Below are 25743 nucleotides of genomic sequence, written 5' to 3' on the forward strand. Positions count from 1 at the left end.
CCAGGACGAACGCGCCACGGCGGCTAGAAGACGTGAGGGCGGCAAGAGCAGCCGCAGGAAGGGATGCCGAGTTTGGCAAGCCTACGCGCCCATGCCCTCAACGCCGTCCTGCACCGGAAGATCAAGCATCACTTCGGACGCGCGCAGGACGCCCGGCGGTTCAGGAAGATCTTCGCTCGCCTCTTCGACCAGCGCCTGCTGCAGCCGCGTAGCGGCATCGATTACGCCGATTGCCGCGTCGGCGGCATTCCCTGCGAGCGCGTACGGATGGGCGACGGCCCCCGCCTGTTCTACCTGCACGGGGGCGGCTTCTGCGCCATGTCGAGCCGGTCCTACAGGTCGCTTACCGGCTCTCTCGCTCGGCGCGGCTTCGACGTCCTCGTGCCGAGTTACCGGCTAGCCCCAGAATTTCCGTTCCCCGCCGCCCTCGACGATGCCGTCGCCGCCTGGCGTGCCTTCGCGGCGGAGGGGCCCTGCGCCATCGGCGGGGACTCGGCGGGCGGCAATCTCGCGCTGGCCCTGATGATCCGGGCTCGGGACGAGGGTTTGCCGATGCCGAGCGCGGCGGTCCTGTTCTCGCCGATCACGGACCTCCTCGGAACGGGGCCGTCGCATGCCGCGAATTCGCAGCGTGACGCCATGTTCGATGCCGACGTGTTTCGGCGCTTGGCCGCCGCCTACCTGGCCGGGTCGGCGGCGACGCACCCGCATGCCTCCCCCCTCTACGACACGCTGTGCGGGCTGCCGCCGCTGCTCGTCCACGTGGGCGAAACCGAGGTCCTGCGCGACGATGCCGTCGGCCTCGCCGCGAAGGTCCGAGCGTCGGGTGGGCGAGCCGATCTCAAGGTCTGGAACGTGGTCCCTCACGGCTGGCAATTCGCCGACCCGATGCTTCCGGAGGCGCGACGCTCGCTCGATGAAGCGGCGCGCTTCCTGAGAGAGCATCGATAGCGTGGGCGCGCCGTTCCAGCCTGAGAGAAAATCAGGCAAAGACCGCGAGTGACGAGCGGCCCATGATCGAAGGCCGCGTATGGGAAGCGTCAGGAAGGACATCATGGCATCGCTCTATTTCGACGAACACCGCGCTCTGCAGCAGGAATTCGGCACGACGAAGCTCGCCGAGCGCCTCGATACCGGCTGGGTTCACGAGACGATCAGCCAGGAGGAGGCCGCTTTCATCGGTTCGCGCGACATGTTCTTCCTGTCCACCGTCGACCCCGACGGCATGCCGACCGTCTCCTACAAGGGCGGCAGCACCGGCTTCGTGAAGGTGCTGGACGGCTCGACGCTCGTCTTCCCGGGCCTGGACGGCAACGGCATGTTCTACTCGATGGGCAACATCGAGGGGCAGGCCAAGGTCGGCCTCCTGTTCATCGACTTCGAGATGCCCCACCGCGTCCGCGTCCAGGGCCACGCCCGCATGCTGCGCGACGACCCTCTCATGGCCGAGTATACCGAGGCGAAGTACCTCGTGCGCGTCGAGGTCACGAAGGCTTGGGTCAATTGCCCGCGCTACATCCACAAGTACAAGAAGCTCGAGCAGAACCGCTACGTGCCGACGCCCGAGAAGGAGACGCCGCTCGCCCTCTGGAAGCGCCTCGACATGGTGCAGGATGTCCTGACCCCCGAGGACAAGGCCCGGGCCGACCGGGAGGGCGCGCTCGAACTCTCGGAATACGAGGCGCGCGTCGCCCGCGGCGAGAGCTGAGGGCGGCTACAGGGCCTCGCCGCGCAGGAGGCGGGGCTGCTCGCCCCTCAGCCCGGCCGCCTCGCCGATGAACAGCCGCTTCAGCGGCGGCAGGCGCTCGACGAGGCCGAGGCCGAGGTCGCGCGCGAGGCGCAAGGGCAGGCGGTCGTTCGAGAACAGCCGGTTCAGCCCGTCGGTCGCGGCGGCCATCGCCAGGGTGTCGAAGCGGCGGCGGCGCTCATAGTCGCGCAGCACGTCGCCGGCACCGGGGTCGAGGCCGAGCCGCAGCGCCTCCGTCACGACCTCGGCGAGCGCGGCCGCGCTGGCGAGGCCGAGATTGAGGCCCTGGCCGGCGACCGGATGGATCACGTGGGCGGCGTCGCCGAGCAGCGCCACGCGCTCCGCCCGGAAGCTGCGGGCGATGCCGAAGGCGAGTGGGTGGGCGTTCGGTCCGTATTCGAGGCTCAGCCGTCCCAGGTTCAGTCCGAACCGGCGCTCGATCTCGGCCAGGATCTCGTCCGGCGCGCCGCCGAGAAGGGCCGGTACGTCCGCCGCGCGCTCGGTCCAGACGATGGAGGAGCGATGTCCGCCGTCGCGGCCGGGAACGAGCGGCAGGATCGCGAAGGGGCCGCTCGGCAGGAAATGCTCTGTGGCTCGGCCTCCGTGATCCCGCTCGTGCCCGATCGTGGCGACGATGCCCGATTGCGGGTAGGACCACCCGACCCAGCCGATCCCGGCGGCCTCGCGCAGGCGGGAGCGCGCACCGTCGGCCGCGACGAGGAGCGAGCCCCCGACGCTGCGCCCGTCGCTGAGCGCCGCCCGGATCTCGGAGCCTGCGGTCGACGCCGCGGTGATGCCCACCGGCTCCAGGAGGATGCCTGCCTCCGACGCCGCCGCGATCAGGGCATCGACGAAGGGCTCGGCCTCGACCATGTGGGCGAAGGGCTCGTCGTCCGGCCCCTCCGTTCCGTCGCGCGAGAAGGTCAGGAAAGTCGGTCGGATGGGATCGGTCAGGCGGCTGTCCGTGATCGCCATGTCGCGGATGGGCTGGGCCGCGCTCGCGATCCGCTCCCAGATGCCGAGCTGCTGCAGCATCCGCCGCCCGCCGGCCGCGACGGCGAAGGCCCGGCCGCGATGCCGCGTGGCGCCCGCGTTCAGGCTGGGATCGCAGAGGACGATCTCGAGCGCCGACCCGTGCGCCTTCTTCAGCGCGACCGCGAGGGCGAGCCCGGGAATGCCGCCGCCGGCCACGAGGAGGCTGCGCCGGGGGGCAGAGGTGACCGTTCGGTGCATCGTTGCCTTCTCTCCTGCCGCCTACGCGAAATGGCATTGCCCGTCGCATCGGGCAACGTGGCGGATGATGCCGGCACCGTCCCGTGGCTTGGCGCGCCAAGCCTGCTATGTCGGGCCCGACGGAGCCAGCCTCGATCGGCTCCATGCGCGCGGCCTCGGTTCCGGGCGCCAACGAAGCGGACACGCATGACCGGGATCGTCGCCGAACTCCTCGATATCCTCGACCTCGAACCGCTGGAGATCGACCGTTTCCGGGGCCGGAGCCCCACGATCGGCTGGCCTCGCGTGTTCGGCGGCCAGGTCGTCGCCCAGGCCCTCGTCGCCGCGACCCGCACGGTGCCCGCGACGCGGCCGCCGCATTCGCTTCATGCCTATTTCCTGCTCGGCGGCGACCCGAAGGTGCCGATCGACTACGAGGTCGAGCGCATCCGCGACGGCGGCAGCTTCACCACCCGTCGCGTCGTGGCCCAGCAGCACGGCCGCGCGATCTTCGCGATGTCGGTCTCCTACCACGCTTCGGAGGCCGGCGTGGCGCATCAGCTGCCGATGCCGGACGTGCCGCCGCCCGAGGCGCTGCCGGACGCCCGCGCGGCCGTGAAGGCCGGCGGCATGGGCATTCCGGCCCCCGTCCTCGCCTATTTCGCCCGGGAGCGGCCCATCGAGCTCAGGCCCGTCGAGGTCGAGCGCTACCTCCGGCGCGAGCCGCGCGAGCCGCGCTTCCACGTCTGGCTCCGGGCTGCCGAGATCCTTCCGGAGGATCCTGCCATCCATCAGGCGGTGCTCGCCTACGCCTCGGACATGACGCTGCTCGACGCGACGCTGGTGGCGCACGGCCAGACCGTGTTCGACGCCAGCATCCAATCCGCGAGCCTCGACCATGCCCTCTGGTTTCACCGGCCCTTCAAGGCCGATGATTGGCTCCTCTACGCGCAGGACAGCCCCAGTGCCGGCGCTGCCCGCGGCTTCGCCCGGAGCCTGATCTTCAGCCGCGACGGCACGCTCGTGGCCTCGGTGGCGCAGGAAGGCCTCATCCGCCCGCGCCGCGACACGGCCTAGCGCGACGCGATCGCAAGACGCACGACCGCAGCTGAAATGATGCCGTTATCATCTGAATGCCTGCGGAATAGGCGTTTACGATTCCACTGCCGCCTCTTCGATCGGCAGGCGGGGTGAGTTTCTGGGCAGTAAGCGCGGCCGTGAAAAAGTTCCCTCTGGCATAGTCCTTGAATAGTGGCGGCCGTCGCCTGGGCAGTCGGTCCACGCGGCGAAGCTGTTCGGCGAGGTCGCGACGCAGATCGCGCCGGCTGACGTTCCACCAGAGCAAGGGGGCGCCGCCCATGAAAATCGTGATGGCTATCATCAAGCCGTTCAAGCTGGAGGAGGTGCGCGACGCCTTGACCGGTATTGGCGTGCACGGCCTCACCGTCACAGAAGTCAAGGGTTACGGGCGCCAGAAGGGGCATACCGAAATCTATCGCGGGGCCGAATACGCGGTGAGCTTCCTGCCGAAGCTGAAGATCGAGGTCGCCGTTCCGGCCGACCTTACGGCGACGGTGATCGACGCGATCGCGGCCGCGGCCCGCACTGGCCAGATCGGCGACGGCAAGATCTTCGTGGTGCCCCTCGAGAAGGCCGTCCGCATCCGAACCGGCGAGACCGACGCCGACGCGCTTTGACCGGAACGCGGTCCGCAGCCGCCACCTCATTCCTTCGCTTTCACATCTGCATCGCACCCCGATCGGGAGTCTCGTTTCCATGAAGCTTCGTAATGCCCTGGCGCTCGGGATGGGAGGCGCCGCGCTGGCCCTTCTCATGGTCGAGCCATCCCTCGCGCAAACCCCGACCGTCGAGGCTGCGCCCGCGGCCGCGGCCGCTCCGGTCCCCAACAAGGGCGACACCGCCTGGATGCTCGTCTCGAGCGCCCTCGTCCTCATGATGACGGTGCCGGGCCTGGCGCTGTTCTACGGCGGCCTCGTTCGCACCAAGAACATGCTCTCGGTGCTGACCCAGGTCTTCGCCATCACCTGCCTCGTCGTCCTGCTCTGGGTCTTCTACGGCTACAGCCTCGCCTTCACCAACGGCGGTGCCCTGAACGACTATGTCGGCGGCTTCTCCAAGGCCTTCCTGAAGGGCGTCGACGCGAACTCGGTGGTCGCGACCTTCTCGAACGGCGTCGTGATCCCCGAATACGTCTACATCTGCTTCCAGATGACCTTCGCGATCATCACCCCGGCGCTCATCGTCGGCGCCTTCGCCGAGCGCATGAAGTTCTCCGCGCTCGTCGTGTTCATGATCCTCTGGGTCACGCTCATCTACTTCCCGATGGCGCACATGGTCTGGTACTGGGGCGGCCCGGATGCCGTCGGCAACGCCGCCAAGGCTCTCGCCGCCGCGACGGACGATGCCTCCAAGGCGACGGCCCAGGCGGCGCTCGACGCGGTCAACGCCGATGCGGGTCTGCTCTTCAAGTGGGGCGCCCTCGACTTCGCCGGCGGCACGGTCGTGCACATCAACGCCGGCATCGCGGGCTTCGTCGGCTGCCTCATGCTCGGCAAGCGGATCGGCTACGGCCGCGACCTGCTCGCCCCGCACTCGCTGACCATGACCACGATCGGCGCCTCGCTGCTCTGGGTCGGCTGGTTCGGCTTCAACGCCGGCTCGAACCTCGAGGCGAACGGCACCGCCGCGCTCACCATGCTCAACACCTTCGTCGCCACCGCCGCCGCGGCCGTCTCCTGGCTGTTCGTGGAATGGCTGCTGAAGGGCAAGCCGTCGCTGCTCGGCATGCTGTCGGGCGCCATCGCCGGCCTCGTGGCGATCACCCCGGCCTCGGGCTTCTCCGGCCCGATGGGCGCGATCGTGCTCGGCCTCGTCGCCGGCGCGGTCTGCTTCATCATGTGCTCCACCGTGAAGAACGCCATCGGCTACGACGACTCGCTCGACGTGTTCGGCGTTCACTGCATTGGCGGTATCATCGGTGCGCTGGCGACTGGCATCCTCGTGAGCCCTGCCCTGGGCGGCGTCGGCATCCCCGACTACGCCTCGAAGCCCGGTGAGCTGGCCGTCGGCGCCTACGACATGGCGACTGCCGTCCTCGCGCAGGCGAAGGCCGTCGGCTTCACCATCCTGTGGTCGGGCATCGGTTCGGCGATCCTGTACAAGCTCGTCGATCTCACGATCGGCCTGCGCGTGACCCAGGACGAGGAGCGAGAAGGTCTCGACATCGCCGATCACGGCGAGCGCGCCTACAACTACTGACCTCGACTGAAGTCGAAGCTGACGAAGGGCCCCGGTTCAATGAGCCGGGGCCCTCTTCATTCGCGCCGGAAAGTTCTGGGGGAGAGAGCGTCAGTGTCCGCCGTGACCGGTACTGCGCTGCCGCGGAGTCTGCGGCAGGAATGTGGCGCGGGAGCAACATGGCGGCGGCAACAGGCGCACCAGACCTGAGTTTGCTGAAAAACTGGGCAATTGCTCGAAAGTTAGTTTTGCCGCCTCAAGCGCTTTCCGGCACCTTCTCGACACGTAAGAAAAAGGGGCTGTGATCTATGACTTCGAAGTTGTCCGCGCGCGGGGTGGCGGTTTCCCTCGCAGCTTTCCTCAGCTTGGGACAGAGCTACGCGGCTGACCTCGCTCCGCCGAAAGTGATGCCTGTGGAAGCGAAGGCGCCCGACCCGCTGATCGGCTTCTCCTTCGGCTCGCGCTACCAGTCGGACTACAATTTCCGCGGCGTGTCGCAGTCGAACCTGCAGGGCAGCTACCAGACCTTCTTCGAGGCGCAGTTCTTCAACAACTTCGCGTACGCCGGCTTTGCCACCTACCAGACCCGCCTGCCGACCCGGCCGGACATGGAGTTCGATCTGGTCGCCGGTATCCGCCCGACCTTCGACAAGTTCACCTTCGATCTCGGCGTGATCTACTACTTCTACCCGAACGAGCAGCGGCTGCTGAATCCCTTCACCAACCCGGCGACGCCGCTCACCGCGGCCAACACCGACTTCCTCGAATTTGCCGGGAAGATGACCTACGTCGCCACCGACAACCTGACGCTCGGCGCCAACGTCTTCTTTGCCCCGAACTATCTCGGCCTGCACGGGGAAGGCACCTACACCTCCGGCACCGCTGCCCTGACGCTGCCTGCCACCTTCTTCCCCTGGCTGCCCGAGGCCTATGCCGGCGGGTTCTCGCTCTCGGGCGAGATCGGCCATTACTTCCTGACGAGCGCCAAGACCTCGGCCACGGGACCCTTCGGCAGCACCGCGCCGGGCCGCTTCCCGTCCTTCGACCTGCCGAGCTACCTCTACGGGAACATCGGCCTGTCCTACACCTACAAGAACATCGTGCTGGACGTTCGCTACCACAACACCGACCTCACGGCGCAGCAATGCTTCGCGCTGACGGGCGACTTCCGCGGCTTCGTGAACGGCGGCACCTCGCGCTGGTGCGGCGACGCCATCATCGGGTCCATCACCTTCCAGACCTCGACGGCGTCCCCGGGCATCTACTCCGAGCCCGGCGGCTTGCTGAACCTGTTCCGCTGATCCCCACCGGAGCATGAATCGGAGGGCGGCCCTGGAGTGATCCGGGGCCGCTCGCCGTTTGAACCTCGCTTTGGTCTCGGGGAGGGCACTTAACCGCCCGTTAACCTTTTTACGCGATGAAGGGGCATGTCCAGGTTTCTGGACGTCGAGTGGATTCTTCGTCTGCTCTGTTGATGCCTCCTGTAGACTTTTCAAAGCCGCCCTACCAGGGCGGCTTTTTTTTCGTGCCCAACCGATCTCGCGGCCACGCTCGCCGTTAACCCTACGCGGCGGTTAAGCGGGCCATGCCTCGAGATCGGCGCTAGGTTTGCGCCGTCGCCCCCGAGCGCAGCGCCCAGATCCCGATGCGGGACGGAAGCGGCCGGCGACGGTACAGGAGGCACGATGAACGGGTTCGACGTCACCTTTCGCGATGAGCGGGACTGGGTCGATTTCGGCCAGACCTACGTCAACTCGGAGGCCTTCAAGACCCTGTTCCGTGAGGGCATGGCGATGGTCGAAGAGGCCGCCGCCTATCTCGACGGGGACGGGCGCGAGGAATCGCGGCTGATGTCGCGCGATGGCTCTCTCAGCTATGCCAGCGAGAGCATGCGGCTGACGACCCGTCTGATGCAGATCGCCTCTTGGCTCCTCGTGCAGCGCGCCGTGGCGGAGGGCGAGATCACGCCGGCGCAGGCGCTGCAGGAGAAGACGCGCGTGCGCCTCACCACACCGGAATCGCCGCGGATCGAGGCCTTCTCGGTGATGCCGGCGCGGTTGCAGGATCTCATCGTGCGCTCGCGCCGCCTGCACGCCCGCATCCTGCACCTCGACGCGCTGATCTCCGACGACCGGCCGACGCCGCTCGCCCAGCAGAGCCCCGTCGCCCAGCAGCAGGGCCTCCTCCGCTCGGCCTTCTCGACGGCGTCCTGACGCACCAGCGAAGCACGGAGAAACGCGAAGGGGCGGCGCCTTGGCAGCGCCGCCCCTTCGCGTTTCCGCGATCCCACTGCTCCGCGCGGCGGGATCGTATCGGACGTTACTTCTTGCCGAACGACAGGCTGCCGAAGCGCGAGTTGAAGCGCGAGACGCGGCCGCCGCGATCGAGCATCTTCTGCTCGCCGCCGGTCCAGGCCGGATGCGTGTTCGGGTCGATGTCGAGGTTGAGGGTGTCGCCCTCCTTGCCGTAGGTCGACCGGGTCATGTACTCGGACCCATCGGTCATCACGATCTTGATGAAATGGTAATCGGGATGCTCGGTCGCCTTCTTGTCCGAACCCTTGGCGGCCGCGGCCACGGTGGCCTTCTCGGCGGTTTTGGCCTTATCGGTCCCCTTGGCCGCAACGGCCGCGCTCTTTGCCATGACGAAGTCCTTGAACAGCAACGCCGACCGGCCCGCCTGGCGGCCCGCGGCCATAGATCACGCGCGATCGGATGAAGGCGGCCCTATACCTCAGGCGCCCGTGCCGGACAAGCGTGGATACGGCCCCATCTTCGAACGAACAGCGATGAGACGCGATGCGCGGTGCCCGTGACAAGACCCGAGGCGGCAAGGACCAAGGCCGCAAGACAGCGTCGCTGAGTGCGCTCCGCCCCCTGATCCCGTTCGCGCTGGTCTATCGCGGCCGGATCCTGGCCGCGTTTCTGTCACTCCTCGTCGCCTCGGGTGCGACCCTCGTCGTGCCGCTCGCGATGCGCCGCGTGATCGATCATGGGTTCTCGGCGGAAGGCGCGAGCGTCATCGACGCGTATTTCGCCGGCCTGATCGGCGTGGTCGCGGTCCTCGCGCTCTCGAGCGCGGCGCGGACCTACACCGTCGTGACGCTGGGCGAGCGGGTCGTGGCCGACCTGCGCAGCGCCGTGTTCCGCCGCCTCACCATCCTCGATCCCGCCTTCTTCGATCGCTCGCAATCCGGCGAGATCATCTCGCGCCTGACGGCCGACGCCACGCAGGTGAAGTCGGTCTTCGGGGTGAGCATCTCCATCCTCCTGCGCAACGCCTTCCTGTTCGTCGGCGCGGTGACCATGATGGTGATCACGAGCCCGCGCCTCTCGATCCTGGTGCTGGCCGCGATCCCACTGATCGTATTCCCGCTCATCCTCTCGGGACGCGGCGTGCGCCGCCGCTCGCGGGCCGCCCAGGACCGCCTCGCCGATGCCTCGGCCTACGCCTCCGAGGCTGTCGGCGCGATCCGGACGATGCAGGCCTTCGGAATGGGCGAGGCGACGGCTCTCCGCTTCGCGGCCGCCTCCGAGGACGCCTACGTCGCCGCCCGCGATTCGATCCGCGCCCGTGCCCTGCTCACCGGCGTCGCGATCTTCCTGATCTCCGCGAGCGTCGTCGGCGTGATGTGGTACGGCGCGCAAGGAGTGCTCGCCGGCACGATGAGCGCGGGCCAGCTCTCGCAGTTCGTGCTCTACGCCGTGTTCGGCGCGAGCGCGCTCGGGCAACTTTCGGAGGTCTATGGCGAGCTTGCCCAGGCCGCCGGCGCCGCCGAGCGCCTCGGCGAGATCCTGGCCGCCCAGCCCGTCGTGCGCGCGCCGCCCGAGCCTCGCAGCCTGCCGCTGCCGGCGCGCGGCGAGGTCGCGTTCGAGGCCGTGCGCTTCACCTACCCGACCCGGCCCGAGCATGCGGCCCTCGACGGGGTCGGCTTCACCGTGGCACGGGGCGAGCGCGTCGCGCTGGTCGGTCCCTCGGGCGCGGGCAAGACCACGATCCTGCAACTGCTCCTGCGCTTCTACGATCCGGAGGCGGGAACCGTCCGCGTCGACGGCGTCGACATCGCCAGCGTCGATCCGGGCGCCCTGCGCCAGCGCCTCTCGCTGGTTCCCCAGGACCCGACCGTGTTCTCGGGCACTGTGGCCGAGAACATCCGCTACGGCCGTCCGGAGGCCGGCGAGGCGGAGATCCGCCGCGCCGCCGAGCTAGCGCATGCCGACGGCTTCATCCGGGCGCTTCCGCAGGGCTACGGCACGATGGTGGGCGAGCGCGGGGTCACCCTGTCGGGCGGCCAGCGCCAGCGCGTCGCGATCGCCCGCGCGATCCTGAAGGACGCGCCGATCCTGCTCCTCGACGAGGCGACCTCGGCGCTGGATGCCGAGAGCGAGCGCGCGGTCCAGACCGCCCTCGACACCCTGATGCGCGGCCGCACCACCCTCGTCATCGCCCATCGCCTCGCCACGATCCGCGCCGCCGACCGCATCCTCGTCCTCGACGGCGGCCGGATCGTCGAGCAGGGCACGCACGAAAGCCTGCTCGCGGACGGCGCCCTCTACGCCCAGCTCGCCGCGCTCCAGTTCACGGACGCCCTCGACGAGACGGCGCGCGGCAAGGAGCCCCGCGCGAGGCGGAGCGCGCTGCCGGCGGAATAGCTCTACCGCTCCGTCAGCTTTAATTCGATGCGCCGGTTCCTCCCGTAGGCCTCCTCCGTCGTGCCAGCCTCGAGCGGCTGGAACTCGCCGAAGGCCGCGGCCAGCAGGCGCTGGGGTGGGATGCCCTTGCCCGCCATGAACTGCACCACGGCGATGGAGCGGGCGGCCGAGAGCGCCCAGTTCGAGGGAAACTGGGAGCTGAAGATCGGCCGGGAGTCGGTGTGCCCGTCGATCCGCAGCACCCAGGGGATGTCGGCCGGGATCTGCTTGGCGAGATCGAGGATCGCGGTGGCGATCCGGTCGAGCTCGGGCGCCGCCTCGGGCTTCAGGCTCGCGGAGCCCGCCGGGAACAGCACCTCCGATTGCAGCACGAAGCGGTCGCCGACGATGCGGATGTCAGGGCGGTTGCCGAGGATCTGGCGCAGGCGGCCGAAGAAGTCGGAGCGGTAGCGCGCGAGCTCCTGCACGCGCTGGGCCAGCGCCACGTTCAGCCGGCTGCCGAGGTCGGCGATGCGGGCCTGGCTCTCGCGGTCCCGGTTCTCGGAGGCCGAGAGCGCGTCCTCCAGCGCGGCGAGCTGCCGGCGCATGGCGGCGATCTGCTCGTTGAGAAGATCGATCTGCGAGAGCGCCCGCGCGCTGCTGGCGCGCTCGGCGGCAAGCTGCCTGTCGAGCTCGCCGGTCTTGCCGGCGGCGCCCTGCGCGCTCTGGGCCGCGGCCTGGAGGCGGTCCCGCTCCACCTGCGTGTCGAGCAGCGTCGTGCGCAGCGAGGAGGCTCGGTCCTCCTGCGCCCGGCGGTTGGAGCGCTCCAGGGCGAGGAGGTCGGTGAGGTCGGCGATCTGGCGGTTCAGTCGCATCAGCACCGAGTCGCGGCCGGTGATCTCCTGCGACAGGAAGAATTGTCCTACGACGAAGATCGTCAGGAGGAAGACGACGGCGAGCAGGAGGGTCGCCAGGGCGTCGACGTAGCCCGGCCAGACGTTGAGGCTGCGGTCGCGGCGCGTCGAGCGGGACGCCATCAGACCCGCTCGCGGCCGAGGCGGTCGAGCACCTGCTTCAGCTCGCGCTCGCGGGTGGCCTGCGCCTCGACCCAGTCGCGGATCATCTGCTGTTCGGCCCGCATGTGCTGGACGAGACCCTGGATGCCCTCGGCGAGGTTGGTCATGGCCTGGGTCGCGACGCGGCCGTTGGCACCCTCGGAGACGATGGCCGAGAGGCGCTCGACCGCTTCGGTGAGCTCGCGCGACGAGGCGGGCGCCTCCGCCGCCGGCGCCGCGAGCGGAAGCGCCGCGGCCCTCGTCTCGCCGGACACCAGCCAATCCTCGAGCTCGTTGTGGAACCGGGCATGGGCCTGGCCCGCCTGAAGATCCAGGAACCCGGTGATCAGCGACGAGGCGAGGCCGAACAGCGAGGCCGAGAAGGCGAGGCCGATGCCGCTGAGAGGCACGGCGAGCCCGTTCTTCAGTTCGTCGAAGCTCGCGCCGGCATCGCCTCCGCCCCGCATGCTCTTGATGACGGAGCCGACGGCGCTCAGCGTGTCGATCAGGCCCCAGAAGGTGCCGAGCAGGCCGAGCAGGATGAGCAGGCCGGCGACGTAGCGCAGGATCTCGCGACCCTCGTCGAGCCTGGCCGCGACGGTATCGAGGAACGAGCGCACCTCGGGCAGGGTGACGCCGTTGCGCCGCGCCTCGATCGCGGGGCTCAGGGGCGCGAGGAGGGAGGGCGCCTTCTGGGGCGTCTCGCCGCGCGCGATCGCGTTGACGTAGTTCGCCTCCCGGAAGAGGCGCACCACCTGCCCGAAGGCAAGGAGCACCGCGATCAGCAGCACGCCGAGGATGAGGCCGTTGAGCCCCGGATTGGCGAGGAAGGCGGGCGTGATCTGCTTGAACAGGACGAAGGCCAGGAAGCCGACGAGGATCAGGAAGACCAGCATCCGGATCAGGTAGATGCCCGGCTTCGCCAGCGGGGATGCGTCGGAACGGGTCGCCATCGGCTCGCGGACTCTTCAAACTGAGGCTGGGCCGTCCGCAGACGGCCGTCGCCCCGCGGCGACCGGGCCGCACATTGGCGACAGGGCGGACGGGGATCAAGTCGGGCCGGTCAATCCCAGTGGCGCGGCCAGGTTTCCTCGAGGTGAGGCCCCAGCCGCAAGGCCGCGACGGAAACGGCCAGCCCCGTCGCAGGGTCCGTCTCGACGGCGATGCCCGACAGGGTGCCGGGGCCGGTCGCGGGTTCGAGCCGCGCCCCCGGCGTCTTCTGCAGGAACCGCCGCAGGGGCTCGTCCTTCTGCATCCCGAGCACCGAATCGTAATCGCCGCACATGCCTGCATCCGAGAGATAGGCGGTGCCGCCGGGCAGGATGCGGTGATCCGCTGTCGGCGTGTGCGTGTGCGTGCCGACCACGAGGCTCGCCCGTCCGTCCAGGAAATGCCCGAAGGCCTGCTTCTCGCTGGTGGCCTCCGCGTGGACGTCGACGATGATCGCGTCCGCCGCGGCGCCGAGGGGGCAGGCCGACAGCTCGCGCTCGGCCGCGGCGAAGGGATCGTCGAGGGCGTCGATGAAGAGGCGCCCCATCACGTTGACGACGAGGATGCGTGCGCCGCTGCGCGTCTCGAACACGGCGGCGCCCCGGCCCGGCGTGCCCGGCGGATAGTTGGCCGGCCGGATCAGCCGCGGCTGGCGCTCGATGAAGACGAGGGCCTCGCGCTGGTCGAAGGAATGGTTGCCCAGCGTGACCGCGTCGGCCCCGGCTTGCAGGAGCTCGTCGCAGATCGCCTCCGTGATGCCGAAGCCGCCGGCCGCGTTCTCGCCGTTGACGACCACGCCGTCGAGGCGCCAGCGCTCTCGCAGGGCCGGGAGCCGCTCCGTGACCGCCTGGCGGCCGGGACGCCCAACCACGTCGCCGAGGAAGAGGAGGCGCATGGGGCCGGTCTCATGATCTGCTCAAGGGCACGTGGCCCGCTTCGGTGACAAGGTGATCGAGGGGCTGGTCATGAGGCTCGGCGGGCACCTCGTCGATTTCCTGCACCGAGAAGGCGACGCCGATCGTGAGGACCGGCCGGTCGCGGCTGAGCCGCGCGATCGCCTGATCGTAGTAGCCGCGGCCGTAGCCGATGCGCTGTCCGCGCCGGTCGAAGGCGGCGAGCGGGACGATCAGGGCCCCGGGATCGACCGGGGGAAGGTCATCGTGAGGTTCGCTCAGGCCGAACCCGCCGCGCACCAGCGCCTCGCCCGCGCGCCACTCGCGGAAGACGAGGCCGTCCGGCGTCACCTTGGGCAGGGCGATGCGCTGCCCGCGGGCGAACAGGCGTTCGATGAGCGGGCGCGGATCGACCTCGCTGCGGATCGGCCAGAAGGCGCCGACCAGCGGCGCGTCGGCCAGCCGCTCGATCCCCATCACGGTCTCGGCGATCCGCAGGGCGCCGTCGCGACGGGCTTCGGGATCGAGGGCGTCGCGCCGGGCGAGCGCCGCGCCGCGCAGGTCGGATTTCAGCGAGGAAACAGGCGAGTGCGGAGCCACGTGAGCCGTTGGAGGATCGATCCCGGGAAACCTACAGTGTAGGTGGGCGCCGTGTTGGCCAAGTCCAGGGACAAGGCCAGGGACAGCTCCCTGGGGAGTCGATAAGGCCCCGGGGAAAAGTTCTCCTGTCGAACCCTGCAGCTCCGCCCACCTCATGTAGCGCCGGCCTACGGCCTGCGCTAGGGGCCCTGCGTGGCATTGCGCATGATGATCTGCGCGAGGTGTCCAGCGCCTGCGCCTGGACCTCGAAGCGTCGCGCGGCGGCACCAAGCGTGCCTTGACGAACAGGCAACCATTGCCCATTCTCGACCCGGCGAGGTCGATGTCTGATGCCGACGCTCCATCGCCTTCCCAACTGCAAGATCGCCATCTACGCCGACGACCACAATCCGCCTCACTTCCACATCGAGGGCAAGGGCTGGCGAGTCTTGGTCGCCATAGACGGTCTGAGGGTGTTGGCGGGAAACCCGAGCAAGGCCGGCGCGGCGATGGACTGGGCGGCCTCGAACACGGCGCTGCTTCGGACGGAATGGCAGCGCCTCAACAGACCGAGAGGATAGGACAATGGAGCCGCAGAGCATCAGAGCTGTTCAGCCTGGACCCGATCGAGTCCTCCTCGTGACGTGGAAGAACGGCGCCGAGAGCCCGGTGGACGTCGCCGGGCACATCGATCGTTTCGCGATCTTCGCCCCCCTCCATGAGGAAGCGATGTCCTTCGGGAGCGTGTCGGTTGGCGAGAATGGCTGGAGCGCGCACTGGTCCGACGACATGGAGATTTCGGCCGACACCCTCTGGCGCCTCGCGCTTGAGCAGGGAGCGGGCTGGTTCAGAGCCTGGCGCAAGGAGCGTGGGCTGACTCAGGAGGGCGCAGCGAAGGCGCTCGGCCTCAGCCTCCGAATGGTTCGATACTACGAGGCGGGAACGCATCTGCTTTCCAAGACGGTCCGTCTCGCCTGCGCCGGTCTCGATCTGGAACGGGCCGCCTGAGCTGTCCGGGACGCGCCCGGTTTCATCCCGCGGAAAGCCCATTTGCGAGCCGCTCGACCCGCTCCGCTGCCCGCGTCAGGCCCTCGGCGATCCGCGCCTCGGCCGCCGCTTGCTCGGCATCGGCCGCAGCGACCGTGGCCCTGAGCGCAACAGTCTCCGTTTCGAGTTCCGCGAAGCGCCGCCTGACGTCGGTGAGCTCGTCCGCCTGGGTCAGGGCCGCCATCACCTGCAGGCGCATGTCGCCGATCTCGCCGAAGGCCTTGCGCATCTCGGCGACGCGCGCATCGAAGCTCGCGGCCAAGGCGGCGAGATGCGCCTCCTCGCCCTCGGCGCAGGCCATGCGGTAGCTCTTGCCGTCGATGGTGACGTTGATCTGTGGCATCGCGTCTTCAGTCGAGCTCAGGCTTCGGGATGATGGTGGCCGCGCGGCGCGGCGAGCACGCCCTCGACCGCGCCGATCGCCCGGCCCAGGCGGTGGCCGACATCGGCGGCGGCGGCCTCGACCATCACGAGGCGGGCGCTCGCGGCATCGAGCTCCGCGGCGAGGCGGGCGCGGTCCTCGCCCATCAGCGCGAGCTCGGTCTCGCGCTCGCCCGGGTCGCGCTCGGCCGCGAGGCGGTGGGACACCGCGGCTTCGAGACGGTTCAGGGCCGTGTCGAGCCGGAGCAGGGCGTGATGGACGGCATCTTTCATGGCTTCGGCTCGTCGAGGCACCGGTTCGCCGGCAGCTTGGCGGAATCCTAGACAAACCCGAGGCGCACTGCGCGCAAATTCGCAAGGTCACGCGCGGAAAGCCGCGGCGTCCCCTCGTCTTAGGACCGGCGCGCCTCGTGCCCACGCAACCTTTGCCATCGGTTTTCGTCATGGTAGAGAGCCGCCGCCCGCTCCCGGATCTCTACGCCCGTGACCCTGCCAGGCCTTCCGTTCGCATCGTCCCTGATCCGGACGATTCCGACCGCCGGCTTGACTGACGCGGTTCACCTCACGTTCAATCGTGATTCCCACAGAGCGGGCCGGACGAGAGGGCTTGCCGGACGGGCTCGTCGTCTCGATCTCACGAGGGCGGCGGGCCGGACGTTCGGTCTGCTCTTGCAGGAAGGATTCAGGTCGTGTCGGTGAAGGTTGCCATCAACGGGTTCGGACGCATCGGTCGCAACGTGCTGCGCGCCATCCACGAGGCAGGCCGCCAGGACATCGAGGTGGTGGCGATCAACGATCTCGGCCCGGTCGAGACCAACGCCCACCTCCTGCGCTTCGATTCGATCCACGGCCGCTATCCCGGGAAGGTCGAGGTCGACGGCGACTTCCTGATCATCGACGGCAAGCGCATCAAGGTCACCGCCGTGCGCAATCCGGCCGAGCTGCCGCATCGCGATCTCGGCGTCGACATCGCGCTGGAATGCACCGGCATCTTCACCTCGCGCGACAAGGCGAAGGCCCATCTGGAGGCCGGCGCCAAGCGCGTCATCGTCTCGGCGCCCGCCGACGGCGCCGACCTTACCGTCGTCTACGGCGTGAACCACGACAAGCTGACCGCCGACCACGTCGTCATCTCGAACGCCTCCTGCACCACGAACTGCCTCGTGCCGGTGGCCAAGGTGCTGCACGACCTCGTCGGGATCGAGCGCGGCTTCATGACGACGATCCACTCCTACACCAACGACCAGCCCTCGCTGGACCAGATGCACAAGGACCTCTACCGGGCCCGCGCCGCGGCGCTCTCGATGATCCCGACCTCGACCGGTGCGGCCAAGGCCGTCGGCCTGGTGCTGCCCGAGCTCAAGGGCAAGCTCGACGGGACCTCGATCCGCGTGCCGACCCCGAACGTCTCGGCGGTGGACCTGGTGTTCACGGCCAAGCGCGCGACGACCGTCGAGGAGATCAACGCGGCGGTGAAGGCGGCGGCCGACGGCCCGCTCAAGGGCGTGCTCGCCTACACCGACCAGCCTAACGTCTCGGTCGACTTCAACCACGATCCGCACTCGTCGACCTTCCACCTCGACCAGACCAAGGTGATGGACGGGACCTTCGTGCGCATCCTGGCCTGGTACGACAACGAGTGGGGCTTCTCGAACCGGATGGCCGACACCGCCGTCGCCATGGGCAAGCTGCTCTGAGCCAGTCGCGCCCCGCCGGTACCCTCAAGCAGCAGGTGTCCTGATCCGATGACCGAGACCTCGCCGAGCCCCTCGACCGGACCCGCCATCGTACCGGCGAGTCCCGCCGCACGCGAGGCGAACGTCCAGGCGGATGCGGGGTCCGCTGTGCCGCCGCCGGCTTCTTCCGGCGGCGACCAGCTCGCGCGCATCGAGGACAAGTGCGCGCGGATCGAGGACAAGTACGCCCGCTCCGAAGCCCTGCTGTCGCGGGTCGAGGAGAAGGTGGAAGGCGCGGCGGGCCGCATGAACGAGGCTGCGCGCCAATCGGACCTCGCGGCGCTCCGCAGCGAGGTCCGGGCAGTCGCCGACCGGACCCGGCGCCTGCCCGGTGCCGGAGCCCTGGTGCTCACGGCGGTCATCACGGCGGTGCTCACGGTGGTGCTGATGATCGCCGTGCAGCGCCTCAACCTCGACGCCATGCTGCCGCGCTGAACACCCAGGGGCTGACATGACCGCTTTCCGTACCCTCGACGACGCCGGCGCGCTGAAGGGTCGGCGCGTCCTCCTGCGCGTCGATCTCAACGTGCCGATGGAGGGTGGCCGCGTCACCGACGCGACCCGGATCGAGCGGATCGTCCCGACCATCCGCGAGATCGCGGATGGAGGCGGGCGCGTGATCCTGCTCGCCCATTTCGGCCGGCCCAAGGGCAAGCCCGAGCCGCGGGATTCCCTACGGCCCGTCGTCCCGACGCTGGCGGAGCATCTCGGCCGCCTGGTCGCCTTCGCCGAGGATTGCGTCGGCCCGGTCGCGGTCGAGGCCGTCGCGGCGATATCCGACGGCGACGTGCTCCTCCTGGAGAACACCCGCTTCCACCCGGGCGAGGAGAAGAACGACCCGGCCTTCGCGGACCGGCTCGCCGCCAACGGCGACGTCTACGTCAACGAGGCTTTCTCCGCCGCGCACCGCGCCCACGCCTCGACCGAGGGCCTCGCCCACCTGCTTCCGGCCTATGCCGGACGCCTGATGCAGGCCGAGCTCGACGCCCTGACCAAGGGTCTCGAGGCGCCGAGCCGTCCGGTGATCGCGCTGGTGGGCGGCGCCAAGGTGTCGTCCAAGATCGACCTCCTCCAGAATCTCGTCGCCAAGGTGGACATGCTGGTGATCGGCGGCGGCATGGCCAACACCTTCCTGCACGCGCAGGGCAAGGCGGTGGGCAAGTCCCTCTGCGAGAAGGACCTTGCGGACACGGCCCTGCGCATCCTCAACGCGGCCTCCGCGGCCAAGTGCCGGATCATCCTCCCGGTCGACGCGGTGGTCGCCTCCGAGTTCAAGGCGAACGCCCCTCACGAGACCGTCGGCGTCGATGCGGTGCCCGATCCCGGCATGATCCTCGATGCAGGCCCCGCCTCCGTGGCCGAGATCAACGCGGCGATCGACGCGGCGGCGACGCTGGTCTGGAATGGCCCGCTCGGCGCCTTCGAGCTAACGCCCTTCGACGCGGCGACCGTCGCGGCGGCCCGTCATGCGGCCGAGCGGACGCGGGCCGGCCGGCTCGTCTCGGTGGCCGGCGGCGGCGACACCGTGGCGGCGCTCAACCATGCCGGCGTCGGCGAGGACTTCTCCTACATCTCCACCGCCGGCGGCGCATTCCTCGAATGGCTGGAGGGCAAGGTGCTGCCCGGCGTCGAGGCACTGCGCGCGAAGGCATAGGTCGCCGGCCGCACCCGTCTCTCCCCTCGCCGGGAGGACGGATGCTGGCGCAGGACCGCGAACGAAACGACAGGACGGTGCCGCGCCGAGCGCGAGCCGTCAGGCATCCGGGCGCCCGCGGGCGCGAATGTTGAGGAGAACCCAATGGCACGCATCACCCTGAGGCAGCTCCTCGATCATGCGGCCGAGCACGAGTACGGGGTGCCGGCCTTCAACATGAACAACATGGAACAGGGGCTCGCCATCATGGCGGCGGCCGATGCCACGGATTCGCCGGTGATCCTCCAGGCGAGCAAGGGCGCGCGGGCCTATGCGAACGACGTCGTGCTGGCCAAGCTCATCGACGGCCTCGTCGAGATCTACCCGCACATTCCCGTCTGCATGCATCTCGACCACGGCAGCGACGAGGCGACCTGCGCCACCGCGATCCAGTACGGCTTCACCTCCGTGATGATGGACGGCTCGCTCAAGGCCGACGGCAAGACGCCTGCCGACTACGCCTACAACGTCGAGATCACCCGCAAGGTCTCCGAGATGGCGCATTGGGCCGGCGTCTCGGTCGAGGGTGAGCTCGGTGTCCTGGGCTCGCTCGAGAGCGGCCAGGGCGAGGCCGAGGACGGGCACGGCGCCGAGGGCACGCTCTCCCACGACCAGCTCCTCACCGATCCGGAAGAGGCGGTGAAGTTCGTGACTGCCACCAAGGTCGACGCCCTTGCGGTGGCGATGGGCACCAGCCACGGCGCCTACAAGTTCACCCGCCAGCCGGACGGCGACGTGCTCGCCATGAACGTGATCGAGGAGATCCACCGGCGCCTGCCCACGACGCACCTCGTGATGCACGGCTCCTCGTCCGTGCCGCAGGAACTCCAGGACATCATCAACCGGTACGGCGGCGAGATGAAGCCGACCTGGGGCGTGCCTGTCGAGGAGATCCAGCGCGGCATCAAGCACGGCGTGCGCAAGATCAACATCGACACCGACAACCGGATGGCGATGACCGGCCAGATCCGGAAGGTGCTCGCCGAGAACCGGGCCGAGTTCGACCCGCGCAAGTACCTGAAGCCTGCGATGGAGGCGATGACGAAGCTCTGCCGCCAGCGCTTCGAGGAGTTCGGCACGGCCGGCCAGGGCTCCAAGATCCGGCCGATCTCCGTCTCGGCGATGGCTAAGCGCTACGCGGACGGCTCGCTCGACCCGAAGATCGGCGCGGCACGCTGACGGGCGACCGCCCCCGATGTCGGAGACCGGGACCCGCGTCGCCCTGCTGACGCCCCATCGCGTCGAGGAGGCCCAGGCCGAAGGCCTCGCGGCGGCGATCAAAGCGGCCTGCACCGTCGTCGACGCCGCGGCGCTGGTCGTGCGGGTCGCGCCGGCCGACGAACGCAGCCTCGTCAACCTGATCAAGCGCCTCGCGCCGCCGGCCCAGGCCGGGGGCGCCGCGGTGCTCGTGGCGTGCCCGAACTATCCCGGCGACCTCGTCAGCGTCGCGGCCCGCGGCGGCGCCGACGGCGTGCATGTCGACAAGGCCGACCTCTCGGGGCTTCGCGACCTGCGCGGTCGCCTCCGCGATGGGCGCATCCTCGGAGCCGGCGGCCACGACACCAAGCATGCCGCCATGGAGGCGGGGGAGGCCGGCGTCGACTACGTGATGTTCGGCGGCCTCTACCCTGACGGCGCGGCGCCCGACCCGGACCTCGTCCAGGCCCGTGCGGCCTGGTGGGCCGAGATCTTCGAGACGCCCTGCATCGCCGTCGCCAGCGCCCGCGACCAGGTTGAAGCCCTCCTTGCCACGGGCGCCGAGTTCCTGGGCCTCGAAAGCGATCTCTGGATGGGCGGCGATGCCGATCTCGCTGCGATCCGGGCTCGGCTGTCCGCCCCGAGGACGGTCGCGTGATCGGGGGACGGTCCTGGGCTTCGGTCGCCTTCCTGGCCGTCGGCAGCCTCGCGCACGCGCAGCCGGCGAAGGAGGCGCCGAAGCCGGTCGCCAAGGAGCCGCTGAAGGCGCCCCTGAAGGATCTTCCGACGCCCTACACGCCGGGCTTCATCGGCGCCCGCCCCGCCGCCTCGTCCCGGGAGCCGGACATCGCGTTCGGTGCCTATCAGCGCGGCCAGTATGCCACCGCCTTCCGCGAGGCGACGCAGCGCATCGCGGCGAACGCCAAGGACGCCGCGGCGATGACGCTGCTCGGCGAGCTCTACAACCAGGGCCTCGGCATCCGTCAGGACGCCGTCAAGGCCGCGGAATGGTACCGCCTGGCCGCCGCGCAGGGCGATGCGCACGCGATGGCGGCGCTCGGCCTCATGGCGATCGACGGGCGCGGCAGGGCGAAGGACGCCAAGGCCGGACGCCGCTGGCTGGAACAGGCCTCCGAGAAGGGCGACCCGACCGCCGCCTACAACCTCGCCCTCATCGTGCTCTCGTCGGAGGGCGACCAGGCCAAGGCCGCCGCCCTGTTCCGGAAGGCCGCCGAGGGCGAGATCGCCGCGGCCCAGCACAATCTCGGCGTCATGTATCTCCAGGGCCGCGGCGTGGCGAAAGACCCGGCCAAGGCGGCGGAGTGGTTTCGGCGCGCCGCCGACAACGGCGATCTCGCGGGCGAGGTCGAGTTCGCGATCCAGCTCTTCAACGGGAACGGCGTGACCAAGGACGAGGTCCGTGCCGCCCGCTACTTCCTGCACGCGGCCTCGCGCGGGAACGCCATCGCCCAGAACCGCGTCGCCCGGCTCTACGCCGTCGGCCGCGGCGTGCCGAAGAACCTCGTCGAGGCCGCGGCCTGGAACCTCGCGGCCTCCGGGCAGGGGCTGACCGATGCCTGGCTCGACCAGGCCGTGGCCGGCCTGAACGGCGACGAGCGCAAGCGCGCAGAGCGCCTCGCCACGGAGCGGACCGAGGGGAATTGAGCGCGGTGCGCGGTGGGCCTGCATCCGGGGCAGGTGAGTGCGCCGGGAAACGTGATAAGGCGCTCGGCGACGGAGCGGCCCCGGGCCGCCCAATCTCATCCAGGCGGGCCGCGGAGCACGCTTCGCATCCTCCTAAAGCATCCGGATCCCACCCATGATCAGCTCCCCCCTCATGACCGTGATGGTCGACGCCGTGCGCAAGGCGGCCCGCAGCCTCAAGCGCGATTTCGGCGAGGTCGAGAACCTTCAGGTCTCGCGCAAGGGCCCCGGCAACTTCGTCTCCGCCGCCGACCGCAAGGCCGAGGAGACCCTGCGCGACGCGCTGATGAAGGCGCGGCCCGGCTACGGCCTCGTCCTCGAGGAGGAGGGCAAGGTCGAGGGCCAGGACAAGAGCCATACCTGGCACGTCGACCCGCTCGACGGCACCACGAACTTCCTGCACGGCATCCCGCACTTCGCGATCTCCGTCGGCCTCGAGCGCGAGGGCCAGATCGTGGCGGGCGTGATCTACGATCCCGTGAAGGACGAGCTCTTCGTGGCCGAGCGCGGCAAGGGCGCCTACCTCAACAACCGGCGCCTGCGCGTCTCCGGCCGCACGGACATGGCCGACGCGCTGGTCGCCTACGGCTCGCCCTATCTCGGGCGCGGCGACCACGGCAAGCTCCTGCGCGAGGTCGCCGCCGTGATGGCGGTGACGGGCGGCGCCCGCCGCTTCGGCTCGGCCGCGCTGGACCTCGCCTACGTCGCCTGCGGGCGGTCGGATCTCTACTGGGAGCGCGACATCCAGACCTGGGACATCGCTGCCGGCATCATCCTCGTGCGCGAGGCCGGCGGCTTTGTCACCAGCGCCGATGGCGGCGACCAGCCGCTTGCGGCGCGGTCAGTCGCCTGCGGGAACGAGACGCTGCACCGCGAACTCGTCGGCATTCTGCGCAAGGCGAATGCCTGATCGATCGACTCGCCAGCCGGCCCGCTCTCTGCTCTAAACCGGCAAAGCTTGCTGCTCAGAACCGAAGGCCGCCCGCATGGAAGCCCGCCGCCACGTTGCGCTGAAAGAGACGATCCGCTCGATTCCCGACTACCCGAAACCCGGGATCATCTTTCGCGACATCACCACGCTGCTCAGCGACCCGCGTGCGTTCCGTCGGGCGGTTGACGCGCTGGTGCATCCCTACGCGGGCGGGCGGATCGATCAGGTCGCCGGCATCGAGGCGCGCGGCTTCATCCTGGGCGGGGCGGTCGCGCACCAGCTCTCGTCGGGCTTCGTGCCGATCCGCAAGAAGGGCAAGCTGCCCCACAAGACCGTGTCGATCGCCTACGCGCTCGAATACGGCACCGACGAGATGGAGATCCACGTCGACGCGATCAAACCGGGCGACCGGGTCCTGCTCGTCGACGACCTCATCGCCACCGGTGGCACGGCCTGCGCGGCGGTGAACCTGCTTCGTCAGATCGGCGCGGAGGTGGTGGCCGCCTGCTTCGTCATCGACCTGCCCGAGATCGGCGGCGCCGAGAAGCTGCGCGCCCTCGACGTGCCGGTGCGGACCTTGATGGAATTCGAGGGGCACTGAGGCACGGCATTCCTTCTCCCCTCCGCGGGAGAGAGTGGCCCGCGAAGCGGGGCGGATGAGGGGAGCACCGCCCTCCGTCGGCCTTACATCTGCGAGGCAACCTTCACCGAAGCGATCACGCCGCCAAGCTCGCGAACAAGCCTCGTCCATCCGTGCCGCCGACCAGATCCTCGACGAAGTTCTCGGGGTGCGGCATCAGTCCGAGCACGTTGCGGCCCGCGGAATAGATGCCGGCGATCGCGTTCAGCGAGCCGTTGCGGTTCGCATCGACCGTCAGGGCTCCGGAGGCATCGCAGTAGCGGAACGCGACGCGGCCCTCGCCCTCGATCCGCGCGATCGTCTCCGGATCGGCGAAGTAGTTGCCCTCGCCATGGGCGACGCAGACGTCGATCACCTGCCCCTTGGCATAGGCGGAGGTGAAGCGAGTGTCGTTGCGCTCGACGCGCAGGAGCTGCCGGTGGCAGATGAAGCGCCGGTCGACGTTGCGCATGAGGACGCCGGGCAGGAGCCCGGATTCGCACAGGATCTGGAAGCCGTTGCAGATGCCGAGCACGAGCCCGCCCCGCGCGGCGTGGGCTCGCACCGCGTCCATGGCCGCCGCCCGCCCGGCGATCGCGCCGCAGCGCAGGTAGTCGCCGTAAGAAAAGCCGCCCGGCAGGACCGCCAGGTCCGTTCCCGACGGAAGCGCCGTCTCGGTGTGCCAGACCTTCACGACGTCGGCGCCGGTGAGGCGCAGGGCCCGCGCGACATCGGCCTCGCGATTGGAGCCCGGGAAGACGACGACGGCGGCGCGCATCAGGCGATCTCGACGGCGTAGTTCTCGACGACGGTGTTGGCGAGAAGCTTCTCGCAGGCCGTCTTCAGGGTCGTCTCGGCGGTCGCCGCGTCGGCGGCATCGATCTCGACATCGAAGACCTTGCCCTGGCGCACGCCCTCGACGCCGGCGATCCCGAAGGAGGCCAGCGCGGCCTCGATCGCCTTGCCCTGGGGGTCCAGCACGCCGTTCTTCAGGGTGACGATGATGCGCGCTTTCATGGGGCCGGACTCAGGTCTGGTGACAGGGCGCCCTGCCGATAGTCCGGAACGCCCGGGCTGGCAACGCGCGGCGATCAGCGCGCCGGATCGCGAATCGGCTCGATGCTGGTGGCGCGCCGCCAGAGCTGGACCATGATCCAGCCCGCGAACAGGCTGAAGATCCCCATCAGTACGTGGCCGACCTGGTCGCCCAGATCGAACAGCCCGGCCAGCGCCCAGCCGGCCGCGATGGCCACGGCGAAAACCTCGGTCCCGACGAGCACCATCATGCTCACGATCGTGATGAGGTTGCGGGTGTTCACGGCGTCTCGTCCTGTCGATCGTTCAGGCGCGGCCGCTCGGCGGCCGTCGGGATGCGGGCCGGAGTACCGCGATCGACCCGGCCTATGCAACTGCGCCGGCCGCGCCGCCGGGGAGGGCGGCGCGGCCGGGCGGCTTACTGTCAGCGCGGGGCGCGCTTGGCGAGGATGCGCTGGAGCGTGCGGCGATGCATGTTGAGGCGCCGCGCCGTCTCGGACACGTTGCGTCCGCAGAGCTCGTAGACCCGCTGGATGTGCTCCCAGCGCACGCGGTCGGCCGACATCGGGTTCTCCGGCGGGTCCGCGCGCTCGCCGGGCTGGGCCATCAGCGTGCCGTGGATCTCGTCGGCATCGGCCGGCTTGGCGAGGTAGTCGAAGGCGCCGAGCTTCACCGCCGTCACGGCGGTCGCGATGTTGCCGTAGCCCGTCAGGATGACGCCGCGGGCATCCGGACGACGCTCCTTGAGGCGGGCGATCACGTCAAGCCCGTTGCCGTCGCCGAGCCGCATGTCGATGACCGCGAAGGCGGGCGCGCGCGCTTCGACGGCGGAGACGCCCTCGGCCACGCTCTCGGCCACCTGGACATGGTAGCCGCGGGTCTCCATCGCGCGGGCGAGGCGGGTCGAGAAGGGCTTGTCGTCGTCGACGATCAGCAGGCTGCGATCGGCAAAGGCGGCGAGGGGATCGTTGTCGGGCAGGGTCATGGCGTCGGCCGTGTGAACGCTCTGCGTCAGCATCTGACGCTCCTCCATTT

At 69.6% G+C, this 25743-nt stretch carries 30 protein-coding genes and 1 other RNA gene; 18 read left to right on the forward strand and 13 right to left on the reverse strand.

Annotation, left to right across the window (positions count from 1 at the left end; translation table 11 throughout):
• Positions 1-63 precede the first annotated feature (63 nt).
• Positions 64-951 (forward strand): alpha/beta hydrolase, encoded by an 888-nt coding sequence (locus tag MFF55_RS13705; RefSeq protein ID WP_306421426.1) that lies wholly within the window; start codon positions 64-66, stop codon positions 949-951.
• A 103-nt stretch (positions 952-1054) separates the two neighbouring features.
• A complete protein-coding gene (locus MFF55_RS13710) occupies positions 1055-1708 on the forward strand; it encodes a pyridoxamine 5'-phosphate oxidase family protein (RefSeq protein WP_238244656.1) in 654 nt (217 codons plus the stop codon).
• A gap of 6 nt (positions 1709-1714) precedes the next feature.
• On the opposite strand, the gene MFF55_RS13715 is transcribed toward MFF55_RS13710, so the two are convergent.
• Positions 1715-2980, reverse strand: a complete 1266-nt coding sequence (locus MFF55_RS13715) for an FAD-dependent monooxygenase (RefSeq protein ID WP_238244657.1) — start codon at positions 2978-2980, stop codon at positions 1715-1717.
• A 186-nt stretch (positions 2981-3166) separates the two neighbouring features.
• On the opposite strand from MFF55_RS13715, the gene tesB reads away from it, so the two are divergent.
• The 5 genes from tesB (at position 3167) to rcdA (ending at position 8430) form a co-directional block, all read left to right on the forward strand.
• A complete protein-coding gene (gene tesB / locus MFF55_RS13720) occupies positions 3167-4036 on the forward strand; it encodes an acyl-CoA thioesterase II (RefSeq protein ID WP_238244658.1) in 870 nt (289 codons plus the stop codon).
• 281 nt (positions 4037-4317) lie between these two features.
• Positions 4318-4656, forward strand: a complete 339-nt coding sequence (locus tag MFF55_RS13725) for a P-II family nitrogen regulator (protein ID WP_238244659.1) — start codon at positions 4318-4320, stop codon at positions 4654-4656.
• Positions 4657-4735: 79 nt separating this feature from the next.
• On the forward strand, positions 4736-6238 hold the full coding sequence (locus MFF55_RS13730) for an ammonium transporter (protein ID WP_238244660.1): 1503 nt from the start codon (positions 4736-4738) through the stop codon (positions 6236-6238).
• Positions 6239-6624: 386 nt separating this feature from the next.
• A complete protein-coding gene (locus MFF55_RS13735) occupies positions 6625-7518 on the forward strand; it encodes a TorF family putative porin (protein ID WP_238244661.1) in 894 nt (297 codons plus the stop codon).
• Between the two features lie 384 nt (positions 7519-7902).
• Positions 7903-8430 carry a protease adaptor protein RcdA gene (gene rcdA / locus MFF55_RS13740; protein ID WP_238244662.1) on the forward strand — a complete coding sequence of 176 codons (528 nt, stop codon included), beginning with the start codon at positions 7903-7905 and terminating at the stop codon, positions 8428-8430.
• Between the two features lie 106 nt (positions 8431-8536).
• Here rcdA and rpmE read toward each other — a convergent pair whose 3' ends face one another.
• Positions 8537-8794 (reverse strand): 50S ribosomal protein L31, encoded by a 258-nt coding sequence (gene rpmE / locus MFF55_RS13745; protein ID WP_283206744.1) that lies wholly within the window; start codon positions 8792-8794, stop codon positions 8537-8539.
• 221 nt (positions 8795-9015) lie between these two features.
• Between rpmE and MFF55_RS13750 the strand changes: the two genes are divergently transcribed.
• Positions 9016-10869, forward strand: a complete 1854-nt coding sequence (locus tag MFF55_RS13750; RefSeq protein WP_238244663.1) for an ABC transporter transmembrane domain-containing protein — start codon at positions 9016-9018, stop codon at positions 10867-10869.
• Positions 10870-10871: 2 nt separating this feature from the next.
• Here the strand turns inward: MFF55_RS13750 and MFF55_RS13755 are convergent, their stop codons facing one another.
• The 5 genes from MFF55_RS13755 to ssrS form a co-directional block, all read right to left on the reverse strand.
• A complete protein-coding gene (locus tag MFF55_RS13755) occupies positions 10872-11885 on the reverse strand; it encodes a peptidoglycan -binding protein (protein ID WP_238244664.1) in 1014 nt (337 codons plus the stop codon).
• Entirely contained in the window at positions 11885-12856 is a 972-nt protein-coding gene (locus MFF55_RS13760) for a MotA/TolQ/ExbB proton channel family protein (RefSeq protein ID WP_238244665.1), read from the reverse strand. The genes MFF55_RS13755 and MFF55_RS13760 overlap by 1 nt, the downstream gene beginning before the upstream one ends.
• A gap of 110 nt (positions 12857-12966) precedes the next feature.
• Positions 12967-13788, reverse strand: coding sequence for a TIGR00282 family metallophosphoesterase (locus MFF55_RS13765; protein ID WP_238244666.1), 822 nt, complete (start codon positions 13786-13788; stop codon positions 12967-12969).
• Between the two features lie 10 nt (positions 13789-13798).
• On the reverse strand, positions 13799-14386 hold the full coding sequence (locus tag MFF55_RS13770; RefSeq protein ID WP_238244667.1) for a 5-formyltetrahydrofolate cyclo-ligase: 588 nt from the start codon (positions 14384-14386) through the stop codon (positions 13799-13801).
• Positions 14376-14533, reverse strand: a non-coding RNA gene (gene ssrS, locus MFF55_RS13775) — 6S RNA. The genes MFF55_RS13770 and ssrS overlap by 11 nt, the downstream gene beginning before the upstream one ends.
• 182 nt (positions 14534-14715) lie before the next feature.
• Between ssrS and MFF55_RS13780 the strand changes: the two genes are divergently transcribed.
• Positions 14716-14946, forward strand: a complete 231-nt coding sequence (locus tag MFF55_RS13780) for a DUF4160 domain-containing protein (RefSeq protein WP_238244668.1) — start codon at positions 14716-14718, stop codon at positions 14944-14946.
• Positions 14947-14950: 4 nt separating this feature from the next.
• On the forward strand, positions 14951-15373 hold the full coding sequence (locus tag MFF55_RS13785; RefSeq protein ID WP_283206741.1) for a DUF2442 domain-containing protein: 423 nt from the start codon (positions 14951-14953) through the stop codon (positions 15371-15373).
• 22 nt (positions 15374-15395) lie between these two features.
• Here MFF55_RS13785 and MFF55_RS13790 read toward each other — a convergent pair whose 3' ends face one another.
• Both MFF55_RS13790 and MFF55_RS13795 read right to left on the reverse strand, forming a co-directional pair.
• Positions 15396-15755 carry a cell division protein ZapA gene (locus tag MFF55_RS13790; RefSeq protein ID WP_238244670.1) on the reverse strand — a complete coding sequence of 120 codons (360 nt, stop codon included), beginning with the start codon at positions 15753-15755 and terminating at the stop codon, positions 15396-15398.
• Between the two features lie 17 nt (positions 15756-15772).
• Positions 15773-16066 (reverse strand): DUF4164 domain-containing protein, encoded by a 294-nt coding sequence (locus tag MFF55_RS13795; protein ID WP_238244671.1) that lies wholly within the window; start codon positions 16064-16066, stop codon positions 15773-15775.
• A 416-nt stretch (positions 16067-16482) separates the two neighbouring features.
• Here MFF55_RS13795 and gap point away from each other — a divergent pair, with 416 nt between their 5' ends.
• From gap to MFF55_RS13835, 8 genes are all read left to right on the forward strand, one after another.
• On the forward strand, positions 16483-17490 hold the full coding sequence (gene gap, locus MFF55_RS13800) for a type I glyceraldehyde-3-phosphate dehydrogenase (protein WP_238244672.1): 1008 nt from the start codon (positions 16483-16485) through the stop codon (positions 17488-17490).
• 48 nt (positions 17491-17538) lie between these two features.
• Entirely contained in the window at positions 17539-17964 is a 426-nt protein-coding gene (locus tag MFF55_RS13805) for a hypothetical protein (protein WP_238244673.1), read from the forward strand.
• Positions 17965-17980: 16 nt separating this feature from the next.
• Complete coding sequence (locus tag MFF55_RS13810; RefSeq protein ID WP_238244674.1) at positions 17981-19183, forward strand: phosphoglycerate kinase; 1203 nt, start codon at positions 17981-17983, stop codon at positions 19181-19183.
• 144 nt (positions 19184-19327) lie between these two features.
• Complete coding sequence (fba, locus tag MFF55_RS13815; RefSeq protein WP_238244675.1) at positions 19328-20401, forward strand: class II fructose-bisphosphate aldolase; 1074 nt, start codon at positions 19328-19330, stop codon at positions 20399-20401.
• Positions 20402-20417: 16 nt separating this feature from the next.
• Positions 20418-21077 carry a thiamine phosphate synthase gene (locus tag MFF55_RS13820; RefSeq protein ID WP_238244676.1) on the forward strand — a complete coding sequence of 220 codons (660 nt, stop codon included), beginning with the start codon at positions 20418-20420 and terminating at the stop codon, positions 21075-21077.
• A gap of 32 nt (positions 21078-21109) precedes the next feature.
• A complete protein-coding gene (locus tag MFF55_RS13825; RefSeq protein WP_373874805.1) occupies positions 21110-22084 on the forward strand; it encodes a tetratricopeptide repeat protein in 975 nt (324 codons plus the stop codon).
• 154 nt (positions 22085-22238) lie between these two features.
• Positions 22239-23033 carry an inositol monophosphatase family protein gene (locus MFF55_RS13830; RefSeq protein ID WP_238244677.1) on the forward strand — a complete coding sequence of 265 codons (795 nt, stop codon included), beginning with the start codon at positions 22239-22241 and terminating at the stop codon, positions 23031-23033.
• 76 nt (positions 23034-23109) lie between these two features.
• Positions 23110-23655, forward strand: coding sequence for an adenine phosphoribosyltransferase (locus MFF55_RS13835; RefSeq protein ID WP_238244678.1), 546 nt, complete (start codon positions 23110-23112; stop codon positions 23653-23655).
• A gap of 115 nt (positions 23656-23770) precedes the next feature.
• Here the strand turns inward: MFF55_RS13835 and purQ are convergent, their stop codons facing one another.
• From purQ to MFF55_RS13855, 4 genes are all read right to left on the reverse strand, one after another.
• Positions 23771-24451, reverse strand: coding sequence for a phosphoribosylformylglycinamidine synthase subunit PurQ (gene purQ / locus MFF55_RS13840; RefSeq protein ID WP_238244679.1), 681 nt, complete (start codon positions 24449-24451; stop codon positions 23771-23773).
• Complete coding sequence (gene purS / locus MFF55_RS13845; RefSeq protein WP_238244680.1) at positions 24451-24690, reverse strand: phosphoribosylformylglycinamidine synthase subunit PurS; 240 nt, start codon at positions 24688-24690, stop codon at positions 24451-24453. Before purS ends, purQ begins: the two co-directional genes overlap by 1 nt.
• Before the next feature lie 74 nt (positions 24691-24764).
• Positions 24765-24992 (reverse strand): hypothetical protein, encoded by a 228-nt coding sequence (locus tag MFF55_RS13850; protein ID WP_238244681.1) that lies wholly within the window; start codon positions 24990-24992, stop codon positions 24765-24767.
• Positions 24993-25132: 140 nt separating this feature from the next.
• On the reverse strand, positions 25133-25726 hold the full coding sequence (locus MFF55_RS13855; protein WP_283206742.1) for an ActR/PrrA/RegA family redox response regulator transcription factor: 594 nt from the start codon (positions 25724-25726) through the stop codon (positions 25133-25135).
• Positions 25727-25743: the final 17 nt, after the last annotated feature.

It is taken from the genome of Methylobacterium iners, from assembly GCF_022179305.1.
In the GTDB taxonomy this organism is placed as follows: Bacteria; Pseudomonadota; Alphaproteobacteria; order Rhizobiales; family Beijerinckiaceae; genus Methylobacterium; species Methylobacterium iners.